Origin of the sequence: Collinsella aerofaciens (assembly GCF_015558785.1) — a bacterium.
Taxonomy (GTDB): Bacteria; Actinomycetota; Coriobacteriia; order Coriobacteriales; family Coriobacteriaceae; genus Collinsella; species Collinsella aerofaciens_P.
The window spans coordinates 131782-156984 of the sequence record NZ_JADMOP010000004.1 but is presented as its reverse complement, the minus strand read 5'-3'; the positions used below and the strand labels follow the sequence as shown (position 1 = coordinate 156984).

At 60.0% G+C, this 25203-nt stretch carries 20 protein-coding genes; 8 read left to right on the top strand and 12 right to left on the bottom strand.

The window, feature by feature from the left end; translation table 11 throughout:
- Positions 1-3: 3 nt before the first annotated feature.
- The 3 genes from arcA (I2G40_RS03460) to arcA (I2G40_RS03450) form a co-directional block, all read right to left on the bottom strand.
- Entirely contained in the window at positions 4-1245 is a 1242-nt protein-coding gene (gene arcA / locus I2G40_RS03460) for an arginine deiminase (RefSeq protein ID WP_117848985.1), read from the bottom strand.
- Between the two features lie 573 nt (positions 1246-1818).
- Positions 1819-2943: an aminotransferase gene (locus tag I2G40_RS03455; protein WP_195544181.1), complete on the bottom strand. Its 1125-nt coding sequence runs from the start codon at positions 2941-2943 to the stop codon at positions 1819-1821.
- A gap of 149 nt (positions 2944-3092) precedes the next feature.
- Positions 3093-4334 carry an arginine deiminase gene (gene arcA, locus I2G40_RS03450; protein ID WP_117848985.1) on the bottom strand — a complete coding sequence of 414 codons (1242 nt, stop codon included), beginning with the start codon at positions 4332-4334 and terminating at the stop codon, positions 3093-3095.
- Positions 4335-4891: 557 nt separating this feature from the next.
- Here arcA (I2G40_RS03450) and ppk1 point away from each other — a divergent pair.
- From ppk1 to I2G40_RS03425, 5 genes are all read left to right on the top strand, one after another.
- Positions 4892-7294, top strand: a complete 2403-nt coding sequence (gene ppk1, locus I2G40_RS03445) for a polyphosphate kinase 1 (protein WP_229090628.1) — start codon at positions 4892-4894, stop codon at positions 7292-7294.
- 98 nt (positions 7295-7392) lie between these two features.
- The gene (rlmD, locus tag I2G40_RS03440) at positions 7393-8721 is read left to right on the top strand and encodes a 23S rRNA (uracil(1939)-C(5))-methyltransferase RlmD (protein ID WP_117745918.1); all 1329 of its coding nucleotides are present in this window, start codon (positions 7393-7395) and stop codon (positions 8719-8721) included.
- A 105-nt stretch (positions 8722-8826) separates the two neighbouring features.
- Positions 8827-9369: a DJ-1 family glyoxalase III gene (locus I2G40_RS03435; protein WP_055287259.1), complete on the top strand. Its 543-nt coding sequence runs from the start codon at positions 8827-8829 to the stop codon at positions 9367-9369.
- Entirely contained in the window at positions 9366-9947 is a 582-nt protein-coding gene (locus I2G40_RS03430; protein ID WP_195544179.1) for a Maf family protein, read from the top strand. Before I2G40_RS03435 ends, I2G40_RS03430 begins: the two co-directional genes overlap by 4 nt.
- Before the next feature lie 101 nt (positions 9948-10048).
- Positions 10049-11050, top strand: coding sequence for a P1 family peptidase (locus I2G40_RS03425; RefSeq protein WP_055309801.1), 1002 nt, complete (start codon positions 10049-10051; stop codon positions 11048-11050).
- A 376-nt stretch (positions 11051-11426) separates the two neighbouring features.
- Here the strand turns inward: I2G40_RS03425 and I2G40_RS03420 are convergent, their stop codons facing one another.
- Positions 11427-12458 carry a glycosyltransferase family 2 protein gene (locus I2G40_RS03420; protein WP_006234294.1) on the bottom strand — a complete coding sequence of 344 codons (1032 nt, stop codon included), beginning with the start codon at positions 12456-12458 and terminating at the stop codon, positions 11427-11429.
- Positions 12451-13653 (bottom strand): UDP-galactopyranose mutase, encoded by a 1203-nt coding sequence (glf, locus tag I2G40_RS03415; RefSeq protein ID WP_195544178.1) that lies wholly within the window; start codon positions 13651-13653, stop codon positions 12451-12453. The genes I2G40_RS03420 and glf overlap by 8 nt, the downstream gene beginning before the upstream one ends.
- A gap of 231 nt (positions 13654-13884) precedes the next feature.
- On the opposite strand from glf, the gene pta reads away from it, so the two are divergent.
- Positions 13885-14865: a phosphate acetyltransferase gene (gene pta / locus I2G40_RS03410; protein WP_006234296.1), complete on the top strand. Its 981-nt coding sequence runs from the start codon at positions 13885-13887 to the stop codon at positions 14863-14865.
- A 97-nt stretch (positions 14866-14962) separates the two neighbouring features.
- On the opposite strand, the gene I2G40_RS03405 is transcribed toward pta, so the two are convergent.
- From I2G40_RS03405 to rnd, 7 genes are all read right to left on the bottom strand, one after another.
- Complete coding sequence (locus tag I2G40_RS03405) at positions 14963-16141, bottom strand: acetate/propionate family kinase (RefSeq protein WP_195544177.1); 1179 nt, start codon at positions 16139-16141, stop codon at positions 14963-14965.
- 164 nt (positions 16142-16305) lie between these two features.
- Entirely contained in the window at positions 16306-17484 is a 1179-nt protein-coding gene (locus I2G40_RS03400) for an acetate/propionate family kinase (RefSeq protein WP_006234305.1), read from the bottom strand.
- Between the two features lie 147 nt (positions 17485-17631).
- A complete protein-coding gene (locus I2G40_RS03395; RefSeq protein WP_195544176.1) occupies positions 17632-17967 on the bottom strand; it encodes a histidine triad nucleotide-binding protein in 336 nt (111 codons plus the stop codon).
- 49 nt (positions 17968-18016) lie between these two features.
- Positions 18017-18283: an exodeoxyribonuclease VII small subunit gene (gene xseB / locus I2G40_RS03390; protein WP_006234311.1), complete on the bottom strand. Its 267-nt coding sequence runs from the start codon at positions 18281-18283 to the stop codon at positions 18017-18019.
- Between the two features lie 42 nt (positions 18284-18325).
- Positions 18326-19777 (bottom strand): exodeoxyribonuclease VII large subunit, encoded by a 1452-nt coding sequence (gene xseA / locus I2G40_RS03385; RefSeq protein ID WP_324252563.1) that lies wholly within the window; start codon positions 19775-19777, stop codon positions 18326-18328.
- Between the two features lie 115 nt (positions 19778-19892).
- On the bottom strand, positions 19893-20597 hold the full coding sequence (locus I2G40_RS03380; protein ID WP_195544175.1) for a zinc metallopeptidase: 705 nt from the start codon (positions 20595-20597) through the stop codon (positions 19893-19895).
- Between the two features lie 64 nt (positions 20598-20661).
- A complete protein-coding gene (rnd, locus tag I2G40_RS03375) occupies positions 20662-21795 on the bottom strand; it encodes a ribonuclease D (RefSeq protein ID WP_195544174.1) in 1134 nt (377 codons plus the stop codon).
- 98 nt (positions 21796-21893) lie between these two features.
- Between rnd and I2G40_RS03370 the strand changes: the two genes are divergently transcribed.
- Positions 21894-22808, top strand: coding sequence for a diacylglycerol/lipid kinase family protein (locus I2G40_RS03370; RefSeq protein WP_195544173.1), 915 nt, complete (start codon positions 21894-21896; stop codon positions 22806-22808).
- Positions 22809-23219: 411 nt separating this feature from the next.
- The gene (locus tag I2G40_RS03365) at positions 23220-25187 is read left to right on the top strand and encodes a C69 family dipeptidase (RefSeq protein WP_195544172.1); all 1968 of its coding nucleotides are present in this window, start codon (positions 23220-23222) and stop codon (positions 25185-25187) included.
- Positions 25188-25203 lie beyond the last annotated feature (16 nt).

Below are 25203 nucleotides of genomic sequence, written 5' to 3'. Positions count from 1 at the left end.
GACTTAGAGGTCCTCGCGCCAGAAGGGCATGCTCATGCAGCGCGGGCCGCCGCGGCCGCGGGAGAGCTCTGCGGAGGGCACGACGAGAAGGTCCAGGCCCTCCTTGTACAGCACGTCGTTGGTGACGGTGTTGCGGGCGTAGACGCAGATCTTGCCGGGCTCGACGCACAGGGTGTTGGAGCCGTCGTTCCACTGCTCGCGGGAGGCCGCGATCGGGTCGCCGCCGCCGCAGGGGATCAGCTTGACCTGGTCGACGCCGGTGGCGTCCTCCAGGACGTGCTCGAGGGTGTCCTCGATCAGGCGGATGTTCACGTCGCCCGGGTTCTTGCCGGCGGTCAGCTCGTAGACGCGCAGGGTGCCCATGATGGCGGGGTGGATCGTGAACTTATCGACGTCGATCTGGGTGAAGACCGTGTCGAGGTGCATGAAGGCGCGCGAGACCGGGATGTCGAAGGCCAGGATGCGCTCGACCTTGGAGTCGGAGTTCCAGAAGATGTTCTGGGCCATGACGTCGATCGCGGCGGCCTGGGTGCGCTGGGAGATGCCGACGGCGAGGGTCTTCTCGTTGATGTTCAGCACGTCGCCGCCCTCGGTGTGGAACTGGCAGTCGCGGCGGAAGTACAGCGAGACGTCCTTGTAGTCGGGGTGGTACTTGAAGATGTACTTGCCGTACAGGGTCTCGCGGTTGCGGGTGACCGAGTACATGCGGTTGAGGTTGACGCCCTCGCCGACGACCGCGAACGGGTCGCGGGTGAAGTAGAGGTTGGGCATCGGGTCGATGATCAGGTCGGACTCGGACTCGGAGTTGACCAGGGAGTCGAGGGTCGTGGACGCCGTGAGGGGCATGTCGATCTCGGACTTGGTCATGCCGGCCATGGTCTTCTTGACGAACTCGAGGTTGTCCTCGATGGAGTCCAGCTTCTCGCGGACGATCTGCGGCATGTGCTGGCCGCGGATGCCGGCCTCGGCGATGTACTGGTCGGTGAACTCGGCGCGGGCGCCGGGGACCTGGTCGAACACCTCGGCGACGAGGTTCTCGAGATAGAGGACCTCCACGCCCTGGTCCCTCAGGATCTGGGCGAAGGTGTCGTGCTCCTGCTGCGCGACCTCCAGGAACGGGACGTCGTCGAACAGGAGTCGCTCGAGCTCGTCGGGCGGCAGGTTGAGGAGCTCGTCGCCGGGACGGTGCAGGCAGACCTTCCTGAGCTTGCCGATCTCGGAAGGCACGTGCAGACCTTTCGTCATGGCCTCCTACCTTTCTTTCGGGCCTTACTGGCCGAATGTATCAGCGCCCCTCCGTATGGGACGCTGCTTGCTGACAGCTCTAGTTATATCCAAAATCAGCTCATACTTCCACCTTGCCCCCGAACGGTTTTTTATAGGGGGTGAACGGCATACACATATACTTCACGCATGGCACACTTCATCTTAATAAAGCGTATTTACGTGCTTAAACGCGTTTTAATCCTAAAATCAAATGGAACTAAACTTTGTTAAACCATCCTCAAATTGCATATTTCTAATAAAGCTATGAATAGAATTAGCGGTTCACACCGCGTCTCAACCATTTTCATTTTTATTCAGAAAAAAGTTTGTCCTATTCATTTCTGGTAAATAAATTACCGTTTACCAGACGCTTGATACCGTTCACCGGAAACTCAGTATAAAGCCCAGCGGATACCGGCTCGCTTTACGGCCCCATTTGTAACAACTTGACTTCTCGGTATAGAAAAACGGACCCGCTTCCCCTAGGGAAACGGGTCCGTTTTCGATAATCTTCGGCTAATTTGGATAAGGCCCCCGAAGACCATCGGAATCCTAGCGATCGAACTCCGCCAGTGCCTCGCCCAAAAGCCTCAGGCCCTCGCGCAGAACGTCCTCGCTCGCGCAGTAGCCCAGGCGTGCGCCGCAGGGAAGCTCAAAACGGCTACCGGGGACCAGCAGCACTCCCCTCTCGGACAGCAGGCGCCTGCAGAACTCCTCGTCATCCTCGGGAATATCCAGCTGGATAAACGAGGTGGACACGCCCTGCGGGGCCGTCCAGGAAACGCGATGCTGCGTATCGATCCAAGCCTGCGCGATATCGCGGTTGCCAAACACGATCTTGCGATTGCGCTCGAGAATCTTATCCTTGTGCTCAAGCACATAGGTCGCCAGGGCATCGTTGAACACGCCGCCGCAGATCAGGGTGTAATCGCGATAGGTACGGATGCGGTTGGACACCTCTTCGTCGGCCAGGACCCAGCCCACGCGGGCCGCAGGCGTCGAATAGGTCTTCGACAACGAGTTGGTGACAATGGCCCTCTCGTACACGTCGACCATCGACATAAAGGACTCAGTGCTTTCGAGCGGCAGATACACCTCGTCGCACAGCACGTAGGCGCCCACCGAACGGGCGATCTCGGCAATCTGGCCGAGCATATCGGCATCGAGCACCGTACCGATGGGGTTCGATGCGTTGTTTATGCAGATAAGCTTGGTGTTGGGGCGCACCAAGCGCTTGAGTTCCTCGATATCGGGCTTCCAGCCGAGTTCCTCGCGAAGCTCCCAATACTCGACCTCGGCGCCCAGCGTGCGCGGAATCTCGTAGAGCGGCGCGTAGGTGGGCCACTCGGCGATAACATGGTCGCTGGGCTCGACCACAGCCATGATGGCGTTGAGGTTAGCGCCCGTGCAGCCATTGGTCTGCAGAATGTGATCGGGATTGACCTCCCGACGATACAGCTTGGCAACCTCGGCCTTAAACTCCGGCGAGCCCTCGATCCAGCCGTAGTTCATCTTCTCGCGGTCCAGGCGCTCGTAGAACGTGGCGCCGTCCTGTTCATCGAGCGCGCGCAGCTCGCCCATGGTGAGCGACGAGATCGTCGACTGGGCGATGTCCCACGTGGCGCTCTTCTCCCAAACGTTGAGCCATTCCTCAACGCCAATCGTCTTGATGTCCATGGCCAAGCTCCTTACAAAAGCAGTCGTCCAATCGTGTTGACGTTCCTCATACAAGATTGGGGCGGTGCGAAAACCCGCACCGCCCCAATGGGAGACATCTAATGGCAGCTAGATGTATGTATTATGACCCGTACGAGTCCTTGAAGACCTTAGAGGTCCTCGCGCCAGAAGGGCATGCTCATGCAGCGCGGGCCGCCGCGGCCGCGGGAGAGCTCTGCGGAGGGCACGACGAGAAGGTCCAGGCCCTCCTTGTACAGCACGTCGTTGGTGACGGTGTTGCGGGCGTAGACGCAGATCTTGCCGGGCTCGACGCACAGGGTGTTGGAGCCGTCGTTCCACTGCTCGCGGGAGGCCGCGATCGGGTCGCCGCCGCCGCAGGGGATCAGCTTGACCTGGTCGACGCCGGTGGCGTCCTCCAGGACGTGCTCGAGGGTGTCCTCGATCAGGCGGATGTTCACGTCGCCCGGGTTCTTGCCGGCGGTCAGCTCGTAGACGCGCAGGGTGCCCATGATGGCGGGGTGGATCGTGAACTTATCGACGTCGATCTGGGTGAAGACCGTGTCGAGGTGCATGAAGGCGCGCGAGACCGGGATGTCGAAGGCCAGGATGCGCTCGACCTTGGAGTCGGAGTTCCAGAAGATGTTCTGGGCCATGACGTCGATCGCGGCGGCCTGGGTGCGCTGGGAGATGCCGACGGCGAGGGTCTTCTCGTTGATGTTCAGCACGTCGCCGCCCTCGGTGTGGAACTGGCAGTCGCGGCGGAAGTACAGCGAGACGTCCTTGTAGTCGGGGTGGTACTTGAAGATGTACTTGCCGTACAGGGTCTCGCGGTTGCGGGTGACCGAGTACATGCGGTTGAGGTTGACGCCCTCGCCGACGACCGCGAACGGGTCGCGGGTGAAGTAGAGGTTGGGCATCGGGTCGATGATCAGGTCGGACTCGGACTCGGAGTTGACCAGGGAGTCGAGGGTCGTGGACGCCGTGAGGGGCATGTCGATCTCGGACTTGGTCATGCCGGCCATGGTCTTCTTGACGAACTCGAGGTTGTCCTCGATGGAGTCCAGCTTCTCGCGGACGATCTGCGGCATGTGCTGGCCGCGGATGCCGGCCTCGGCGATGTACTGGTCGGTGAACTCGGCGCGGGCGCCGGGGACCTGGTCGAACACCTCGGCGACGAGGTTCTCGAGATAGAGGACCTCCACGCCCTGGTCCCTCAGGATCTGGGCGAAGGTGTCGTGCTCCTGCTGCGCGACCTCCAGGAACGGGACGTCGTCGAACAGGAGTCGCTCGAGCTCGTCGGGCGGCAGGTTGAGGAGCTCGTCGCCGGGACGGTGCAGGCAGACCTTCCTGAGCTTGCCGATCTCGGAAGGCACGTGCAGACCTTTCGTCATGGCCTCCTACCTTTCTTTCGGGCCTTACTGGCCGAATGTATCAGCGCCCCTCCGTATGGGACGCTGCTTGCTGACAGCTCTAGTTATATCCAAAAACCACCTGCAATTCCACCTCGCCCCCGAACGGTCAGCAAAGTGCGATGAACGGTATATCTCATATGATTCCCCCATGATGCACTTCGGTTCTCTAAAGCAGGTTTTCAAAGGTAAATGTTATTTTTTCTAAGGAATTAAGCTAGATTGCACAAATATTTTCATGTTTAGGAATTGCATAGCTAAAACGGTTTTCTGCATATATATGTCGTTTGTTCATGATTCAATTTGGATTCGATTATATTCAGCTCGCAATCATTCTTATTCATACATCCTCACCAATTGAGCATGGATATAGATTGTTTCTAAACGAGTTGGGCAGTTAGTTGCATGCCTTGGCAGCGTAAGAAGTAGGTAAAGATACCGTTCACGCAATACGTCCGTGCCACAGGTCGACTAAATTGAGACAATAGTGAATAGTGTTAGGCTACCGTCCCCTGTGGGGACTGAACGGACAGATGCATATGCCGAGCAAAATCGAAAAGAAGCAAGCCGCCGCAAAGCTGCGCAAACCGCCGCGCGACTTCTCATACACGCAAAACCGAGAGCTCAGCTGGCTACGCTTTGACAACCGCGTGCTCGACGAAGCCTTCGACGAAACCGTTCCGTTATTCGAGCGACTAAAGTTCGTCTCGATCTTCGAGTCCAACCTCGACGAGTTCCTTATGGTGCGCGTGGGCGGCCTGTCCGATCTGGCGGAGCTCAAAAAACAACCTGTCGACAACAAGAGCAATATGACCGCCTCCGAACAGGTCGATGCTGTCATGGCCGAAATGCCCGGGCTCCTTACCCGTTGGGAGTCCATCTTTAAGAGCATCGAGGGCAAGCTCGACACCTTGGGCGTTCACCGCGCCCACATCGATTCGCTTACGCCCGAGGAGCGCACCTTTGTAACCCGCTACTTCCAGGCCTACGTGTCGCCGGTCATCTCGCCGCTGGTCATCGATCCTCGCCACCCCTTCCCCAACCTGCGCAACGGCGCGCTCTATCTGGCCTGTGGTCTGGACGGCGCCACCGACGAGGAGAGCCTACTGGGCCTTATCGAGATTCCCGCCTCGATGAACCGCGTGGTCGAGATCCCCTCGCCCACCGGCACCTACTCCTACATCTTGCTCGAGGACGTCATCCTCGCCTGCCTGGACAGCTGCTTTGGCTCCTATAAGCCGCTGGATCGTGCGCTGATCCGCGTCACCCGCAACGCCGACATCGATCCGGACGGCGAGGGCGTCGAAGAGGAAGAGGACTACCGCCAGCACATGAAGCGCATTCTCAAGAAGCGCCTGCGCCTGCAGCCGGTAGTGCTCGCGGTCTCGGGGTCGCTCGAGAAGGCGACGCTCAAGACTATCCGCAAGGCGCTCGAGCTTTCGCGCCGCTCTGTCTTTACCTGCGATATCCCGCTCAACCTGGGCTACGTCTTTGGCATTGAGGGCAAGATTCCCGAGCACCTGCGCAACGAGCTCCTCTTTACGCCGTTTAAGCCACAGCCCAACCCCACCATCGACATGACCCGCTCCATCCGCGAGCAGGTGCTGCAGCACGACAAGCTGCTCTTCTACCCTTACGAGGCCATGAATCCGTTCCTGGATCTGGTACACGAGGCAGCCTACGATCCCGAGTGCATCTCGTTGCGCATCACGCTCTACCGCGTGGCCAAGCAGAGCCGCCTATGCGAGTCGCTGATCGATGCCGCCGAGAACGGCAAAGAGGTCACGGTGCTCATGGAGCTCCGCGCCCGCTTTGACGAGCAGAACAACATCGAGTGGGCCGAGCGTCTGGAAGAGGCAGGCTGCACCGTCATCTACGGCTCCGAAGGCTTTAAGTGCCACTCCAAGATCTGCCAGCTCACCTATCGCGAGGGCATGGCGCTCACCCGCCTCACGCTTTTGGGCACCGGCAACTTTAACGAGAAGACGGCCAAACTCTACAGCGACTTTATGCTCATGACAGCCCATCCCGGCATCGGTGAAGACGCCAACCTGTTCTTCCGCAATCTGTCGCTGGGCAACCTGCGCGGCGACTACCGCTTCCTGGGTGTGGCGCCCGTCGGACTGAAACCGCTCATCATGCGCGGGCTTGACCGCGAGATCCAGCGCGCCCTTGCCGGCGAGCCCGCCCGCGTGTTCTTTAAGCTCAACTCACTGACCGACCGCGAGGTTATCGACAAGATCGCCGAGGCATCGTGTGCCGGCGTGCGCGTAGACATGATCATCCGCGGCATCTCATGCCTCAAGCCCGGTGTTCCGGGCAAGACCGAGAACGTGCATGTCCGCTCCATCGTCGGACGCTTTTTGGAGCACGCGCGCGTCTATGCTTTCGGCGTGGACTCGGACATGATTTACCTGAGCTCGGCAGACATGATGACGCGCAACACCGAGCACCGCGTGGAGATTGCCTTCCCCGTGCTCGACCCCACCTGCTGCGCTCTGGTGCACGAGTACATGGGCATGCAGCTGCGCGACAACGTGAAGGCCCGCAGCCTCACGAGCGACGGCACCTGGGTCCCCGTGGAGCGTGCAGAGGGTGAGAAACCCTTCAACTCACAGGAAGCCCTGCTGGAGCGCGCCTATCGCAACGCCGAGGCCGCGCCCGAGCCCGTCATTGAGGCGGAACCTGCCTCCGAGGCCGAGCCGCAGCCAGTAGCACCCAAGGTCCAAGAGGTCCAGGCGACCGTCATTGAGCCCGAGCCTGCACCTGCACCTCAGCCCGATCCGCAGGTCACCAAGCCCGCACCCGAGACGAGCGCCCGTCGCGATAAGCCCGCTGGCAAGACCAAGGCCATCGAGCGCCATCGCCCCGGCCGCGTGCGCATGGGCCTGGGTCTGATCGGCCTGGGTCTTAAGACGCTCATTACCGGCAAGACGAAATAGTCGTTTGTAGAAGCAGTTTGTAGAAGCGCCCCGCATTTGAGGAAAGCCTCGGATACGGGGCGCTTTTCCCTGCTACCATGGTGCGAACAACAACGCGAATGACAGGCAGGAATATGAAGCTCACTATAGAATCGATGACCTACGGCGCCGACGGGCTGGCGCACGCCGACAACGGCAAGGCCGTCTTTGTGCAGGGTGCCGTGGCAGGCGACACCGTCGAGGCCGAGGTCGTACAGGACGGCAAGTCATTCATGCGCGCCCGCACCACCGAGATTCTGGAGCCAAGCCCCAATCGCATTCAGCCTCCCTGCCCCTTCGTGGGCATCTGCGGCGGCTGCTCGTGGGGCAATCTCTCACGCACGGCACAGCTCGCCGCCAAGGAGCAAAACCTGCGCTCCACGCTCGAGCGCATCGGCAAGTTCGCTCCTGAGCTGGCAGATGAGTTGGTACAGCCCATCTGCCACACCAAGGACGACTGGGGCTACCGCAATAAAATCGAGCTCGAACCGACCGTCGTCAACGGTCGCGTGCGCCTTGGCATGCACGGTGTCGACCCCAGCAAAATCGTGACCGTCGATATGTGTCCGCTGTTCGATAAGCGCTTCCCGAAGGCACTCAAATCGGTCGTCGGCGCACTCAACTATCTAAGCGGCAGCCATGACTTGGGGCTCGAACGCGTGGGCATTCGCGCATCGCGCCGCACCAAGGCACTCGAGGTCGCACTCTGGACGCCCACAGGCTCTTTTCCGCGCTCGCAGGTCTCCCGCGTGCTGGCGGACGCCGCTCATCCTACGAGCATCGTACGCGTGATGAGCAAGGGCGAAAAGAAGGCCCGCCGTGTCTCCAAGGTCGAAATGCTCGCCGGAGAGGGCTCATGGACCGAGAATATCGCCGAGGATCAGATGCGCTTGTCTGCCCCGTCTTTTTTCCAGGTCAACACCAAGGGTGCCGAGATTTTGATCGATCTTGTCATGGAAGCGCTCGACCCGCAGGAAGACGAGCTTGCCGTGGACCTGTACTGCGGTGCCGGCACCTTTACCCTGCCGCTCGCCCGCCGCTGCGACTTTGTCGCTGCCGTCGAGGCCTACGGCCCCGCCGTGCGCGATCTACGCCGTAACCTGGAAATCAACAAGCTTGATAACGTCGACGTCATTGGCGGAGACGCGGTGCGCGAGTTCCCCGACCAGGATGCCGACATCTTGGTGGTCGACCCGCCGCGCGCAGGCCTCGCCCCCGAGGCGATCGGCCTTATCGCCAGCACGAGTGCCCGCGATGTCGCCTACGTGAGCTGCGACCCGGCCACCCTGGCGCGCGATCTCAAACGCTTTGTCGAAGAAGGCACCTTCTCCCCCGTAAAGATCACGCCAGTCGACCTGTTCCCACAAACCTTCCACTGCGAGACCGTCGTCCACCTTAGGCGCAACTAGCCGCTTAATCATTGCTCAGATAATCATTGGGAAATCGAGCGTGGCAAGCGGAGGTCTTCGGGGTATAAGACGGCTAATTGTATGCCGCCTATGAAAGGAACCCTCATGCCCAGCGTTGCCGTTCTCGCCGCCGATGGCTTTGAAACTATTGAATGCTTGACCATGGTCGATGTCATGCGTCGCGGCGGCGTGCGTGCCACGCTCGTCTCGATCATGCCCACGCGCGAGGTCGTAAGCTCGCTGCAGATCCCCGTGACCTGCGATGCGCTCTTTGATGAGATCAACTTTGACGAGTACGACTGCGTCGTGCTGCCCGGCGGCCTGCCCGGTGCCACCAACCTGCGCGCAGATCAGCGCGTCTGCGACGTGGTCTGCGAGTTCGCCGCAACCAAGCACGTCGCCGCCATCTGCGCCGCCCCGTTTATCCTGGGCGAGCTCGACCTGCTCGAGGGGCGCCATGCCACGTGCTTCCCTGGCTTTGAGAAAAGCTTCCCCGAAGGCGCCTATACCGGCGAGAAGGTCACGCAAGACGGCAACATCATCACTGCCAGCGGCATGGCACAGTCCCTCCCCTTTGCATTGGAGCTGCTGCGCACGCTCGCCGGCGACAAGGCCGTCGAGAAGGTCGCCGAGGGCATCCAACTATGATTTTGGCTTCGCAATCGCCGCGCCGCATAGAGCTGATGCGCGAGGCAGGCTACAACATTCGCGTGATTCCCGCGGATATCGACGAAACGCCCTTTGATGGCGAGGCCCCGCTCACGCTTGTCGAGCGCTTGGCACGCGCCAAGGCGGCTGCCGTTGCTGCCGAGTATGCCGAGCCCAATGAGCTGACGGTCGCGGCCGACACCATCGTCACCTTTGACGGCAAGATTCTGGGCAAGCCGGCAACCGAGGACGAGGCGCGCACTATGCTCCGTGAGCTTTCGGGCCGCACGCACCAGGTCGCAACCGGCGTCTGCATCGTTAAGGCAGGCGATACGACCGCCCCGCATGCCGCCGAAAGCCTGTCCTTTGTCGATGTGACCGACGTGACGTTCTACGAGCTCACCGACGAGCAGATCGAGCACTACGTCGCCTCGGGTGAGCCCATGGACAAGGCCGGCGCCTACGGCATTCAGGGCACAGGAGGACGCATGCTCGTGCACGATATTTCGGGCGACTTCTATAACGTGGTGGGCCTACCCATCGCCCGCGTCGCGCGCGCGATTCAAAAACTCTCGTAATTGCATCTGGCGCTGGGTATCCCCCGGCGCCTACAATTTTGGCGTACCGTACGGATCCCGACCGGGCACAAGGCGCGGCGGAAAACCGATAGGAGTTAAACATGGATACACTGCTCGAGGCCATTGACGTCTGCGATGTCGATGGCTTTTGCTATGGCAACTATACGGACGAGGAGGCCGGCACCGGTTGCACCGTAATCGTGGCACCCGAGGGCGCCACCGGCGGCGTTGACGTTCGCGGCGGTGCTCCAGCATCGCGCGAAACCGACCTGCTGCGACCCGAGAACACCGTCGACAAGGTCCACGCCGTCTGCCTTTCGGGTGGATCGGCCTTTGGCCTCGAGGCTGCAAGCGGCGTCGCTCGCGAGCTTGAGAGCCGCGGCATCGGCCTTCCCGTCGGCCCCACGCAGGTGCCTATCGTGTGCTCCAGCTGTATCTTCGACCTCGCCTTTGGTAACCCCACCGTGCGCCCCGACATTGAGGCCGGCATCGCCGCCGTGCGCGAAGCACTCGACCACACCCCCACCAAGCTCGAACAGGGCAACGTAGGCGCCGGCACGGGCGCTACCGTGGGTAAGCTCATGGGGCCTGCCACCTGCATGAAGGCCGGCCTTGGAGCTGCCGCCGTGGCACTCGGCCCCATCAAGGTGGGCGCCGTGGTCTCGGTCAACGCCTGCGGCAACGTTGTCGACCCCTTCACCGGCGAGTGGGTCGCCGGCATGCGCGCCGCAGCCGATAGCGACCAGATCGTCGACATGGAACTCGCAGCCTTTGCCGCCGCCGGATCCATGCAGATGCCGCTCGACCGCACCAACACCACCATCAGCTGCATCGTCACCAACGTGGAACTCACTAAGGCACAAGCCACCAAGGTCTCCCAGATGGCCGCAGACGCCTACGCACACGCCATCCGCCCCACACACACCACCAACGACGGCGACACCATCTACACCCTCGCCAGCGGCAAACTGGGCGCCCAGGCAAGCGCCGCCGTTCCCCTAGACCTGCTGGGCATGCTCGCCGTAAGGGCCCTGGAAACCGCCATCGTAAACGGAGCCAAAACCGCCAAAACCTCCCACGGAATCCCAGGTGCTGCGAAGTAATCTCACTCGACCGTCGGTCGGAGGCGGGCGGGCATTACGTTTGCTGCTCTACAGTCCTATGCAAGACGAAGGCCACATTAAGTGGCCTTCTTTGCATGCGGAACTCGCGACAAACGTAATGCCCGCCCGCCTCCGACCGACTACCAACTAATATTTTTTCAGCCCAGGCCCCTGTGTACCGCGCGTCGAAGATCTTCAAATTCAAATAACCTGACAATCGATTCTTATAGCAGAGGCCCCTTGGCCTTTAGTTTGATACAAGTTCCGCACGAGCCGGAAAGCACTTAATGTGCTTTCCGTGCGAGCAGGACTGTTCGCAGTAGCAAACTAAAGGCCAAGGGGCCCAGTCAACCTATCAGCAGCGATTACTCGGCAGCTAGTTGAATTTGAAGATCTTTGAGGCAAGACGGTATAGGCCGAGTGTGGTTTTGTCTCCGGCCCGTCCGCGCAGATTGGTGAAGAACCCGACCACGCCGTAGCGGGCACGACGATACATGCGCTCGTCGTAGGCCTTCAAATCATTCCACAGCGTCTTTAGGCGCTCGTCGGCGCAATCTTCCTCGGAAAGCTTGGTGAGCACCGAGCAGATCGCCATCATCATGGTGAAATAGCCCATCATGTACGAGCGCAGACGCGACGACTCAACATCGCTGTACAGGTGGTACGACTCCATCATGATGCGCGTCACACGGAACTGCTGGTCCAGACGCTTGACCATCGTGGCCTCGTTGACACTCTGGCCCTCGCGACCGATAAAGTAGCGATAGAGGTCGATGTCGGCGTAGTACATGGTCTTGCAACGCGGCAGCGGCACGTAGGCGTAGATGTTGTCCACATAGAACGTGTGCGGCGGCATGGGAAGGTTGGACTCGCGCAGCACATCCGTGCGATAGCACAGGCTGTGCATGAGTAGGTTCTGGTCCAGGCGGAAATGACCGATCTGATCCCAGGAAAAGATCTTTTTGCGCGGCAGGGCAAATTTGTAGCCAATAGCGGTATGCGTGCCCTCGTAAACCTTCTCGTACACGTAGTTCGAGATAAACAGGTCAACGCGCTGGTCACGCTCCTCAAAGCCACGCAGAATCGACAGCATAGTCGAAAGAGCCGCAGCATCGAGCCAGTCATCCGAGTCGACGACCTTGTAGTAGGTGCCCTGTGCCTCGCGCAGACCCGAAAGGACGGCAATACCGTGGCCGCCGTTCTCCTGGTGCACCGCGCGAATGATACCGGGATAACGTGCCTCCCACTCGTCGGCCTTATCGGCCGTCTCGTCCTTGGAGCCGTCGTCCACTACGATAATCTCGATATCGGTGGCGTAATTGCTCCCCTCCAAGATGGAGGTGATGCAATGGTCCATGTCCTTGGCGGCGTTATACGAGGGAATACCGAATGTTATGACTTTATGCATGGCAGGCGATAATCTCATCCGAAAGATCGAGGGCGGAATTGGTCACAGCGTCCATATCGTAGTAACGATACTCGGCCAGACGACCCACCGGGTGGAAGTTCGTCAGGTTCTGGACGCGCTCAAGATAGCGCTCATAGAGCTCACGGTTCTCGGGCTCAAGAATGGCGTAGTACGGCGTCTCGCCCGAGCCGGGCGTATAGGCCTTGGAATACTCCTTCATGATGGTGGTCTTGCCGGGCAGGATCTGACCGGTCATGTTCTTGAACTCGGTAATGCGCGTGTAGTCCTCGCTCGTGGTGTAGTTGACGGTGCCCACGGGCTGGAACTGGTCCATATCGAGCGTCTCGAACTTCATGTCGAGCGTGCGGTACGGTAGCGCGCCCAGATCGAGATTGAACAGCTCATCGAGCGGACCGGTGTAGACGATCTCGCCACCATAGACCTTGCCGTCGATCTTGACGGTAGTCTCGTCGATTTCAAAGAGGTCACGGGCGTCCACGTCGCAGAACACGTCGATCAGGTCGTGGTCGAGCATGTGCTCAAAGAGCGCCGTGTAGCCCTCCTGCGGCATGCCCTGGAAGGGAGCTTGCGGGAAGTAGCGGTCATCATCGCCCACAAAGACGGGAACGCGGCCGGTGATCGAGGGATCGATCTGATCGGGCGTCTGGCCCCACTGCTTCATGGTGTAATGCAAAAAGACGTTCTCGTAGACGGAATCGGCGACCTCGGCAAGATCCGGGTCGTTCTTCTTACGCAGCTCCATAATGGGCACCTTGACATCCTTGCCAAAGGTCTCCACGAGCTTCTGATACAGCTCCTCGCCGCGCTCGTCACCAAAGGCGAGCTTGAGACTCGCATGGTTGAAGGGCACGGGCATAAGGGTACCGTTGATGTTGGCGAGCACCTTGTGCTGATAATCCGTCCACTTGGTAAAGCGCGACAGGAAATTGTGCACGCGCTCGTTAAAAGTGTGATAGATATGCGGACCGTACTCGTGGATCAGGATTCCGGCCTCGTCAGTGCAGTCATAGGCATTGCCCGCAATGTGGCTACGGCGCTCCAAAACGGCAACACGATAGCCGATGGTCTCGGCAAGACGGCGGGCGCAAACGGCACCGGCATATCCAGCACCGACGACAATCATGTCGTACGCGCCGGCGTTAAAGCCTTCAGGCAGGCCTGAGGTAATCTGCATCGATACTCCTTGTCAAAAGCCACGGGCTCGTTAGCTGGGCTTTTCTCGAACATTCTTCGAGACATATTTATCAGAGCGATTATAGCGCTAATGCGTCCTATAATGAGCTTGCCACACAAGGAAAGCTCAAGCACCGCGGCGTACATAATTGAAAGGTAAACCCGCTAGCAGCGGGTTTATTCGTGAACAGCCGGGTGCCTGGAGCTTAGCGAAACGCTTGTAAGGAGTAACATGAGCGATTTCCTAAACCGTATGAAGTCTGCCGCCAAGGCCGACCTTAAGACGATCGTCCTGCCCGAGGGCGAGGATCCGCGCACTATCGTCGCGGCCACCAAAATCATCGAGGAGGGCCTGGCAAAGATCGTCATCCTGGGCAACCCCGACGAGATCAACGTTCCCGGCGCTACCGTCATCGACCCGCGCAATGCCGAGAAGCACGAGGAGTACGCGCAGAAGTTTGCCGAGCTCCGCGCCAAGAAGGGCGTTACCATCGAGCAGGCTCGCGCCCAGGTGATGGACGCCACCTACTTTGGCACCATGATGGTCAAGATGGGCGATGCCGACGGCCTGGTCTCCGGCGCCTGCCACTCCACCGCCGACACCCTGCGCCCCGCGCTTCAGATCCTCAAGACCGCCCCGGGCACCAAGCTGGTCTCGGCCTTCTTCGTGATGTGCACCGACACCCCGCAGTTCGGCACTGACGGCACGCTGATCTTCGCCGACTGCGGCCTCAACATCAACCCGTCCTCCGACGAGCTCTCCGAGATCGCCATCGCCTCCGCTCACTCCTGGTCCACCTTCATGGGCAACGTTGAGCCGCACGTGGCCATGCTCTCCTACTCCACCATGGGCTCCGCTGGCGGCGAGGTCGCCAAGAAGGTCCAGGAGGCTGTGAAGTTCTGCAAGGAGAAGGCTCCCGAGCTCGCCATCGACGGCGACCTGCAGCTCGATGCCGCTATTGTCCCCACCGTCGCCCAGCTCAAGGCTCCCGGCTCCTCCGTTGCCGGCAAGGCCAACGTGCTCGTGTTCCCCGACCTCGAGGCCGGCAACATCGGCTACAAGCTGGTCCAGCGCTTCGCCGGCGCCGACGCCTACGGCCCCATCCTGCAGGGCATCGCCAAGCCGGTCAACGATCTGTCGCGCGGCTGCTCTGCCGACGACATCGTGGGTGTCGTGGCCATCACCGCCGTCCAGGCTCAGATGGCTGAGTAGCGTACATATCCCCTCGGGACAGGAATTTCCGCCCGCTAGCAAAAGGCCTCCGGAGCTGTTGCTCTGGAGGCCTTTCGTTTACCTGCAAATGCGCGCGTTAGTTGTTCTTGGTCAGGCGCTCGACGTCGTGGGCGATCATGTATTCCTCGTCGGTGGGGATGACCATGACCGTGACGGAGGAACCGGCGGCGCTGATGACCTGCGGGCCGTTGCCCACGGCCTCGCGGTTCTTGTTGTTGTCGATGCGCACGCCCAGCCACTCAAAGCAGTCGCAGAAGGCCTTGCGGATCGACCAGTCGTTCTCGCCAATGCCGGCGGTAAAGGTGATGGTGTCCACGCCCGCCATGGAAGCGATCATGGAACCGGCCTGCTGCATAGCCTTGTAGGCGAACATATCGAAGGCGAGCAGACAGCGCTCGTCACCCTCGGAGGCGCGTGTGCGGATGTCGCGGGCGTCATTGGAGATACCCGAGATGGCAAGCAGACCGGACTGCTTGTTCATCATGTCGTCGACTTCCTGATAGCTGTAGCCGCCCTCGCGCTGGAGGTAGCACACGGTGGCCGGGTCAATGGAACCACAACGGGTACCCATCATCAGGCCGTCGAGCGGCGTGAGGCCCATCGTGGTATCGCGGCACACGCCGTCCTCAATGGCGGCAAGCGAAGCACCGTTGCCCAGATGGCACGAAAGCAGACGGTGACAGCGCGAGCCCAGGATCTCCTTGGCCATCATCCACTCATAGCGGTGGCTCGTGCCGTGGGCACCGTACTTGCGCACGTGGTACTTGTCGCACACGTCCTTGGGCAACGCGTAGGTGTAGGCGACCTCGGGCATGGTCATGTGGAACGAGGTATCGAAGACGGCCACGTTGGGCAGCTCCGGATACTTCTCGCGGCAATACTCGATTGCTGCGGCCTCGCCATAATTGTGCAGCGGGGCGAGCGGGGCTACCTCGAGAATCTTAGCCATGACCTCGTCGTCGACGACCGCGGAATCCTTAAAGTGCCAACCGCCTTGAACAATGCGATGGCCAATGCCATCGATCGTAAAGTCGGTCTTCTCGAGTTTCTCGAGCACACGTGCGATAGCCGAACGGTGATCCGGGAAGGGAGCCTCCTCGGTTTGCTTGGCGCCACCGTTCTCGGAGTGGCCAAAGATGCCCGTGTCCGAACCGATACGCTCGCAGTTGCCCTTGGCGAAAACCTCGCGGGTATCGGTATCCAAAAGCTGATATTTAAGGCTTGAGCTACCGGCGTTGACAACAAGTACGTTCATGAGACTCCTTTGCAGTGCGATACGGTCGGCGCAGACCCCTTAAAGCGGCCGCATTTTAATAAGAAGTTATCACACTTTGATAAATAGCTATCAGGCATATCGCCCAACGAGCACAAAAGAGGGGCCGAACGGCGCTCGGTCGTCCAGCCCCTCCCCTCTTGCAATTACTTGCCGTTGACGATGCGCTCGACGTCGGAAGCGATCATGAACTCTTCGTCCGTGGGGATGACGAAAATCTTGACCTTGGAATCCTTGGCGGACAGGCACCAAGCGCCGTCGCCACGCAGGGCGTTGCGGGCGTGATCCATCTTGACACCCATAAAGGCCAGGCGGTCGGCCACGCCGGCGCGGACGGCCGGAGCGTGCTCGCCGATGCCGGCGGTAAAGACCAGGGTGTCCATGCCGCACATGGAGGTGGCCATCTCGGCGGCCTTGGCGGCAATCTTGTAGACGAACATATCGAAGGCGAGCTGGGCCTCGGGGTCGCCAGCAGCGGCGAGCTCCTCGACGTTGCGGCAGTCGTTGGTCTTGCCTCCGGTCACAGCCAAAAGGCCGGACTTCTTGTTCATCATCTCGTCGACCTCATCGAAGGTGTAGCCGCCCTCGCGCTGCAGGTAGCACACGGTAGCCGGGTCGATGGAGCCGCAGCGGGTGCCCATCATGACGCCGTCGAGCGGGGTGAGGCCCATGGTGGTGTCCATGCACTTGCCGTCCTCGATGGCGCACAGGGAAGCGCCGGAACCGATGTGGCACACGACGACCTTGCGAGCCTCTCCGTTGGTCATCTCAGCAACCTTCTTGGAAATGTAGCGGTAGCTGGTGCCGTGGGCGCCGTACTTACGGATGTGCAGCTTGTCGCAGACGTCCTTGGGCAGGGCGTAGGTCTTGGCGACCTCGGGCATATTGAAGTGGAAAGCGGTGTCGTAGACCGTGACGTTGGGCAGATCGGGATACTGCTCCAGGCAGTACTCGATAACGTTGGCCTCGGGGTTATTGTGCAGCGGGGCGAGCGGAGCGACCTCGCGGATCTTGGCGAGGACGTCCTCGTCGACGAGGGAGGAATCGCCAAAGTACCAACCGCCCTGAACGATACGATGGCCGATGCCCTCGATCTTGACGCCGTTGGCCTCGAGGTCCTTCAGGACGACCTCGATGGCGACCTTGTGGTCGGGGAACTCGATGTTCTCGGTCACCTTCTTGGAACCGTTGGCAGCGTGGGTGAAGGTACCGCCGGTAAAGCAGACGCGCTCGCAGGAGCCCTTTGCGGACACCTTATGGGACTTGGTGTCGATGACCTGATACTTAAGGGTCGAAGATCCCGCGTTGACGACCAGAACGTTCATGTGTCTCCCTACTAACAGGCGGTGTGGCGCCGCCAGGTTACATACGCTTCAATAATAAACCCAAACGCCCTCGCGCTCGGGTTTATTGCGTTGATATATAAGTTATCGGTGCTTGAGCTTCCGTTTCATTGCAAGGAAGAAGCGCCCTCAGATGAGGTTCTCGCCCAGGCTCTTGCCGCCGAGAACGTGCATGTGGAAGTGCATGACGGTCTGGCCGGCGTTGACGCCCTTGTTGGAGATGACGCGGAAACCGTCCTCCAAGCCCTTGACCTTGGCGACCTCCTGGATGGCGTGAGCCATGGCGCCCATGGTCTCGGCAGGCACGTTGTCGGCGATGTCGTTGTAGTGCTTCTTGGGGATCACGAGGGTATGGACCGGCGCCTGGGGGTTGAGGTCGTCGAATGCGATGACCTGGTCGTCCTCATAGACAACGGTCGAGGGGATCTCGTGGTTGGCAATTTTGCAGAAGATGCAATCACACATGGTTGATTCCTTTCTCACAGACCAAGGTAATTATATTTGGTCGAGATGGTTAGAACGAGAGGTTGTCGTCCGTGTTGGCGGCTTCGCCGTCGGCGAGCACGTCGTTGCCGTCAACATCCTTCAGAAGCACCGAGACCTTCTGCTCGGCATCGGACAGGCGGGTGCGCAGGCTCTTGAGGAGCTCGACGCCGCGGGTATAGCTCTCGAGCGACTCCTCGAGCTCCATATCGCCCGACTCCAAGCTGCGAATGATGAGCTCCAGCTCCTGCGAGGCCTGCTTGTACGTAAGCTGCTCGACCGGGGTCTTCTCTGCCATATCTGTTTCCTTTCCTAAAGGTTTATCGCTATGAAACGCGGCCTACTCGACCGTATCGACCGTTGCCGCAACGTTACCGTCTGCCATGCGCACGCGGATGGCGTCGCCCGGCTTAAAGGTCTTGGCGCTCGTAGCCACCCCATCATCGCTGTACGCGATGGAATAGCCGCGGGCAAGCACCTTGAGCGGCGACAGGGCATCGAGTGAGGCCGCCGCACGGCCCAAGTCGGACGCGGGTTTGCTGAGCATCGTGCGCCCCTGATGCTCCAGGCGGGAGCTTGCGAGCGTGAGCGAATGGCGCTTGCCATCGAGTCCTGAGGTGCTTGCGATCAAGCGCTCGGGCAGACGCTCGAAGTTGGAACGGAAGGCCCCAACCGAACGCGCTATGGCGCCGGACAGACGATCGGCAGTCAGGGCAAGCTCAGACTCGCGACGCTCGACCATAAAAGTTGGGTCGTTGAGGCACGGGCGGCACGCAGCCGCATCGAGCGCATCGCCCAAGCGAGCCGTATAGGTGTCCCAGGCACGACGACCGCGCTGGTTGAGCATCTCCAGGTCGACCTGGGCCGACCCAATCATCGATGCCATCGCGGCACCCAGACGCTGATGGCGCGCCTCGAGCACGTCGGCCAACTCCGTCATAGCCGGCGCTACCGATTCTGCCGCCGCCGTTGGCGTGGAGGCGCGACGGTCGCTCACCATATCGCAGATCGAGGTATCGGGCTCATGCCCAATGCCCGTCACCACAGGCACGGGACAGGCTGCCACCGCACGGGCAAGCTCCTCGTCGTTAAAGGTCATGAGGTCCTCGAAGGAACCGCCGCCACGCACGAGCAAAATGCAATCGGGCGCCGGCGTAATGGCAGCGGCGCGGCGCAAGCCTTCAATAAGCTCTGCCGGCGCACCCTCGCCCTGGACCTTTGCGCCCACGCAGACGAGCTCGACGAGCGGGTTGCGTCGGCGCAGCGTACGCTTGACGTCGTCGATTACCGCACCGGAAAGCGAGGTGACAACCGCCACGCGTGAGCAGAACACCGGGATGCGGCGTTTGCGCGCTTCGTCCATCAGGCCCTCGCGGCGTAGCTTTTCGGCCAGTTGCGCCACTTGTTGACGCAGCAGACCCTCCCCCGCCAGCGAAAACGAGCGAGCGACAAAGCTCATACGACCCGTGGGCTTATAGAGGTTGAAGCTGCCCTTAAAGCTCACCTGCATGCCGTCACGCAGATCGAAGGTACGCTTGAGATAGGCGCCCTTCCAGATGATGCAGTCGACGGCGGCCGAGTCGTCTTTAATCTGGAAGTAGCAGTGGCCGCTTCGGGCGTTGGGACCACGGAAACCCGTGACCTCGCCCAGGACACTCAGCTGCGGAATGGCATCGAGCGCACCAGCGGCGATCTCCACCGCCTGGCTCACGCTGAGCTCCTTGCGCTCCTGCTCATCCGAACCGTCAAACTCGGCGGAAACGGCATTGCCGGTTAGATTCCAGCCCGCCACGCAGCCTCCTTTCGTCATCGTGCACATGGGCTCCGGCCCTGCGCAAATTTAAGTCCAACACATAGTACAGCGCCGCGGGGACACGAATCCCCGCGGCGCCCAGCGATCCAATTTGTTATCGGTTGGAGTTTCTGTTGTAGCGAGCCATAAGGTAGAGCAGCTGAATGATCGAAGTCAGCGCTGCGGCCACATAGGTAAGCGCGGCGGCCGTCAGCACCTTCTTGGCGCCGTTGACCTGCTTGGAACTCATACCCGACTGCTCGATGTACGCCACGGCACGTCGGCTAGCGTCAATCTCGACCGGCAACGTAACGAGTTGGAACAGCACGCTAAACGAGAAGAAGATCAACGCGAGGGTCGTGAGCCCGGCAATGTTCATAAACAGGCCCAAGAGCAACACGATGGTCCAGGTGTTCTGGGTAAAGTTAACGACCGGAACCAGGGCGGTGCGCACTTTCATCATGGCGTAACCGCTTTGACGCTGGGCGGCATGGCCCGCCTCGTGGCAGGCGACGGCAACGCTAGCGACCGACCCGCCCGAACGGTTGGCATCCGAGAGATACAGGTTATTGTCCTGCGGGTTGTAATGGTCGGTGAGCTCGCCGGCGACACCCTTGATACCCACGGCGTTGCAGCCGTTGGCGTCGAGCATGCGGCGAGCGACCGTGGCACCCGTATCGCCGTCCGAGCGAACCTTGGACCAGGTTTTGTACGTCGAGTTGATATATTTCTGTGCGGCAAGGCCAAGCACCGTGCAGACAAGAACAACCAGCAGGTACAGCGGGTCAATGCCAAAGCCGTATCCATAGTAATAGGGCATGCGAATTCCTCCGAATCGAGTTACACGTTGGAGGCATTTTACCCACTCAAACGGCTAGGCTTCCTTACAGCAATTCGATTTTTCCGTCCTTCACCGTCAACCCCATATTGCCGGAAAGCAGATCGTCCAGGCGCGAGCCCACAAGCTCAAAGCGCCAGCCTTCGCGCAGGGGGCTTTGCTCGGGATGCTCGATATAGTCGGCCAGGTCATCGCGCGAGGCAATGACCGAGGTCGCCACGCCTGAGCGCTCGGCAACCAGGCGGATAAGCGCATACATAAGGTCAGTCACGCTCTCCAGCTCCGGCGAAATCTGACGATGTCCGCGCACCAAGAGCGGCAGGCGATCGTGCGGACAGCTCGCACCGCGCTTGATGGCCATGAGCGCACCGTCCACGTCGCGCTCCCCCAACTGATCGGTACCGCGAATGCTACGGAACTCCTCAACGCGCACGGGATTGCGCTTAACGAGCGCAAGCAGCGTGTCGTCGGACATGACCCACTTGCGCGGGATGTTACGGCGCTCGGCGCGGTCCTCGCGCCAGGCGGCGAGCTCGCGCGCGATACCCAGCTGGTGACGGCTGCACGAGTTGATGCGTTTGACCTTGCGGAACGCCTCGTGGCGATCGGCGCGATAGTGCGACTCATCAGCCAGAGGACGCAGCTCGTCGAGCACCCAGTCCACACGGCCCAGCTCGCGCAGGCGGCTCATCATCTCGGTATAGGCGACGATCAGGTACTTGACGTCATCGATCGCATACTCAATCTGCTTATCGGTCAGCGGGCGGCGCGACCAGTCGGTCAGCGACTCGGTCTTGGGCAGCGATACGCCGCAGAACGTCTGAACAAGCGCGCCATACGAAATCTGCTGGCGCTCGCCCAAAAAGGCGGCGGCGACCTGCGTATCGAAAATCGGTCGTGGCAGCACGCCCACGGTATGGAGCATGACCTCCATATCCTGCGAGCACGCGTGGAAGACCTTGGTCACGCTCTCGTCGGCCATAAGCTCGGCCAGCGGCGATAGGTCGTCGATCACCAGGGGATCGACCGCGACGCTCTCGGCAGGGGTGGCAATCTGAACCAAGCACAGGCGCGGATGGAACGTGCGCTCGCGCAAAAACTCGGTATCGACGGCAATCGCGTCAAACTCACGAGCGCGCTGGCAAAAGTCGAGTAGAGCCTGATGTGTGGAAATGTACATATCAACCCATCGAATAAGGTTAGGCCCGAAAAACACGGGTAGGATATCGGCATTGCCTTACAACTATACTCGGTTAGTCACAGAACGGGAACGTAAGTATGCGCTGCCTTATCATCCACAACCCGGCATCGGGCCCCAGCTCAGATGAAATCTTCGCATTCACGCACGCCCTTGCACAGGGCGGCGACGAGGTCGTGATGCGCTTTATCGGCGATGGCATGGAACCCGAGGACGCCGTGGCAGACGTGCGCGAGTTTGACCGCGTGGTCGTTTCGGGCGGCGACGGCACCGTCTCCAACGTGCTCGACCAGATGCGCGGGTGCGGTGTCCCCACGCTCGTCTTCCCCTCCGGTACGGCCTGCCTGTTCTTCAACAACATCGGCAATGCCCCTGAGGCGGCGGCGCTCGCCAAGGCCTGCCGTGCCGGTCGCACGGTCAAAGTCGACATGGGCGAGCTCTTTTGGCTCGACGAGGACGGCAACGAGAAGCGCCACGGCTTTATCATCATCGCCGGCTCGGGCTTCGACGCCGAGATCATGATGAAGGCCGCCCCCACCAAAAACGACATCGGCGAGATCGCTTACGTCCTCTCCGCGCTCGCCACGCCCAATCCCACGGTGGCGCACTTTACGATTGAGCATGACGGCATTGTCGAGGAGCTCGACGGCATCTGCTGCATGGCCGGCAACACCTCGGTCATCCAAAACGACATCAACCTGTTCCCCGACTGCCGTATGAACGATGGCATGGTCGACATTGCGGTCATCGAACCCGTAAAAACTGTGCAGCTTCTACCGACTGCGATCACCGCCGCACTCGACCCCGCCGGCAAGGTACTCGGCCGCCCGCAGTTCAAAATCATCCAGACCAAGGAAGCCAAGATCACCTGCACCCCGTCGCTGGGCATGCAGTTCGATGGCGAGATTATCTCCAGCAATTCGGGCGTCTTTGGAGCCCGCGCACTTCCGCAATGCCTCGACCTCATCGTCGACGAATTCTCCCCGCTCGGATAATAGGAGGACCCTATGAACGACAATCCCCTGCTCGGCTTTATCATCATCGTTTTGGCCATGCTCGTCGGCTATGCGATCAACGTGATCCACCGCCGGAAGAAGTAATTCCACATTGGTATGATATTCATCCAATTATCGTCTCCCCTGCTGTTTATGCATTTGCCAAACAGCGGGGGATTTTCTTTGCGCCCCGTGCAAGGCGCTTTATTCAGGTAATGTAATTGCAGGACGTCTTTATTAAAGTAAAGCTACAAACCGAGTATAATTAACCACTCATCGCATATTTCATTACGCTTATCGAGTAAGTTTCTTTCATAGATGAATATTGTTTCCAGTTCGTTACGCTAATGGGGTGTCTTTATTGGCTGAAGCTCTCTGGCAACGGAGAGCTTTCGCACGCTGGGAGGGAAAATGAGGAAAACTCACCCCGTCAACGCGCTCAAAAAGCTTGGCATAGGCCTCGCCTTTGGAGCTGCAACCATCATGTCCATGCCGACGTCTGCGCTCGCCTGCACGCAGATCTACATGGGCGGCAAGCTCACGGCGGACGGCAACACGTACTACGGCCGCGCCGAGGACTTTGGCAAGCGCTATCTTAAGCACTACGGCATCGAACCTGCCCACGAACCTGGCTTTAAGTACAGCTCGATTGAATCTGCTTTTGAATACACTTCGAACAAGCCTACCTATCGCTACAGCTATGTACGCGACCACCCCTCCAACTGGATGGGTCGCACCGACGCCTACTCCGAGGCCGGCATCAACGAGAAGGGCGTCTCCTGCTCCGCCACGCTAAGCACCTCCTATAACGAGGAGGCCGCTGCAGCAGACCTCATCGATGAGGAAGTGGGTCTGGGCGAGTACAGTTACGGCAGCATCATCCTGGGCGAGAGCGCCACGGCCCGCGAGGGCGTCGAGCTTCTCGGCAGCCTGATCGATGATCAAGGCGTCTGCACCAACGACCAGATCATCATCGCCGACAACAACGAGACCTGGCTGTTCGCCACACTTTCCGCCCATCAGTGGATCGCCATGAAGCTCGCTGACGACGTCGCGTCGCTCAACCCTAATATCGGGAGCCTCAACTACGATGTCGACCTCAATGACACCGAGAATTGCCTCCACTCTGAAAAGATCCAATCCATGCCCGAAGAAAAGGGTTTCGCCAAATACTCCGCTGACGGCAAATTCGATGTCGCCCAAACGTATGGCGAAAGCCTCGCCGATTCCGGCGTAAACCAGTGGTCCCGCTATGTGCAAGGCCGCGATTATTTTGGTAGTCAGCTGACCGAAGGCACAGATTACGACATTATCACAGTAAAGGAGAAAGGAAAACCTGACCAAAAGGGAGCCATGGTCAGCGAAATCCAGCCCCTGTTCTTCAAGCCTGGCAAGTCTGGTTGGAGCACTTTCGAGTTGATTCGCGCCTTCGGCAACCGCGGCGAGAACGTCCCTGGCCTCAACGCGAACACTGATGGTGTTTATTGCATCGGCAGCGAGCGCAACACCGAGATCAACCTCTTCCAGATTCGTCGCGGGTATGACCCCGAAGTCGCTACCATCCAGTGGGAAATGCTCTCCCGCGCCGCGTACTCCGTCGCCATCCCGTTGTACTCCGCTCTGATAACTGAGGTCAGCCCGTACTTCAGCGATCAGACCGTCTCCTTCGATCACTGCAAACAGACTGACGTCGTGTACAACGAGGAGCCCGAGAACTCAATCAACTACGTCCTCATGGACATCAGCTCGCTCTGCTTTGAGAACCCTGACACCCTTGGTATCAGCGTCCGTGCCTACCTCGATGCGCTCCAGAACGAGCTCATCGAGCAGAACAAGGAAGTTGACGCCGCCATGCTAGCCGAGACGACCACCGAGGGCCGCACTGCCCTGGCCAACAAGGCCGGCAAGGCTGCTACCGAGAACACCTACAAGAAGTGCAAGGCCCTGCTCCAGGAGATGCGCGCCTATCAGAAGGCCGAAAACTTCGACCAGCCCTTCACCCCGAGCGACCTGAACACCGAGATCAACGGCCTCAAGGTGTCCATCACCTACGCCAAGGACGCTCTTGCCACCGACCCGGTAACCCCGGATCAGCCTGGTACTCCTGAGCAGCCCGGTACTCCTGAGCAGCCCGGTACTCCTGAGCAGCCCGGTACCCCCGAGCAGCCCGCTAAGCCCGAGCAGCCCACCACCAAGCCCGAGAAGCCTGGCAAGTCGGACACCACGACCACGGTAACCACCAACAAGACGAACACCAAGGGCGGCCTGCCCACCACCGGTGATCGTTTTGATGGCCGCATGGTGGCCGCATTCGCCATCGCTGGCGTTGCCGTCATCTCCGCGGGCGGTTACTTCCTCTACCGTCGCAATAAGGAGTAACGTCTTAGCTGAGCGG

Coding starts and splice junctions, on each gene's coding strand:
- arcA (WP_117848985.1), bottom strand. CDS start 1,245: ATGACGAAAGGTCTGCACGTGCCTTCCGAGATCGGCAAGCTCAGGAAG.
- I2G40_RS03455 (WP_195544181.1), bottom strand. CDS start 2,943: ATGGACATCAAGACGATTGGCGTTGAGGAATGGCTCAACGTTTGGGAG.
- arcA (WP_117848985.1), bottom strand. CDS start 4,334: ATGACGAAAGGTCTGCACGTGCCTTCCGAGATCGGCAAGCTCAGGAAG.
- ppk1 (WP_229090628.1), top strand. CDS start 4,892: ATGCCGAGCAAAATCGAAAAGAAGCAAGCCGCCGCAAAGCTGCGCAAA.
- rlmD (WP_117745918.1), top strand. CDS start 7,393: ATGACAGGCAGGAATATGAAGCTCACTATAGAATCGATGACCTACGGC.
- I2G40_RS03435 (WP_055287259.1), top strand. CDS start 8,827: ATGCCCAGCGTTGCCGTTCTCGCCGCCGATGGCTTTGAAACTATTGAA.
- I2G40_RS03430 (WP_195544179.1), top strand. CDS start 9,366: ATGATTTTGGCTTCGCAATCGCCGCGCCGCATAGAGCTGATGCGCGAG.
- I2G40_RS03425 (WP_055309801.1), top strand. CDS start 10,049: ATGGATACACTGCTCGAGGCCATTGACGTCTGCGATGTCGATGGCTTT.
- I2G40_RS03420 (WP_006234294.1), bottom strand. CDS start 12,458: ATGCATAAAGTCATAACATTCGGTATTCCCTCGTATAACGCCGCCAAG.
- glf (WP_195544178.1), bottom strand. CDS start 13,653: ATGCAGATTACCTCAGGCCTGCCTGAAGGCTTTAACGCCGGCGCGTAC.
- pta (WP_006234296.1), top strand. CDS start 13,885: ATGAGCGATTTCCTAAACCGTATGAAGTCTGCCGCCAAGGCCGACCTT.
- I2G40_RS03405 (WP_195544177.1), bottom strand. CDS start 16,141: ATGAACGTACTTGTTGTCAACGCCGGTAGCTCAAGCCTTAAATATCAG.
- I2G40_RS03400 (WP_006234305.1), bottom strand. CDS start 17,484: ATGAACGTTCTGGTCGTCAACGCGGGATCTTCGACCCTTAAGTATCAG.
- I2G40_RS03395 (WP_195544176.1), bottom strand. CDS start 17,967: ATGTGTGATTGCATCTTCTGCAAAATTGCCAACCACGAGATCCCCTCG.
- xseB (WP_006234311.1), bottom strand. CDS start 18,283: ATGGCAGAGAAGACCCCGGTCGAGCAGCTTACGTACAAGCAGGCCTCG.
- I2G40_RS03380 (WP_195544175.1), bottom strand. CDS start 20,597: ATGCCCTATTACTATGGATACGGCTTTGGCATTGACCCGCTGTACCTG.
- rnd (WP_195544174.1), bottom strand. CDS start 21,795: ATGTACATTTCCACACATCAGGCTCTACTCGACTTTTGCCAGCGCGCT.
- I2G40_RS03370 (WP_195544173.1), top strand. CDS start 21,894: ATGCGCTGCCTTATCATCCACAACCCGGCATCGGGCCCCAGCTCAGAT.
- I2G40_RS03365 (WP_195544172.1), top strand. CDS start 23,220: ATGAGGAAAACTCACCCCGTCAACGCGCTCAAAAAGCTTGGCATAGGC.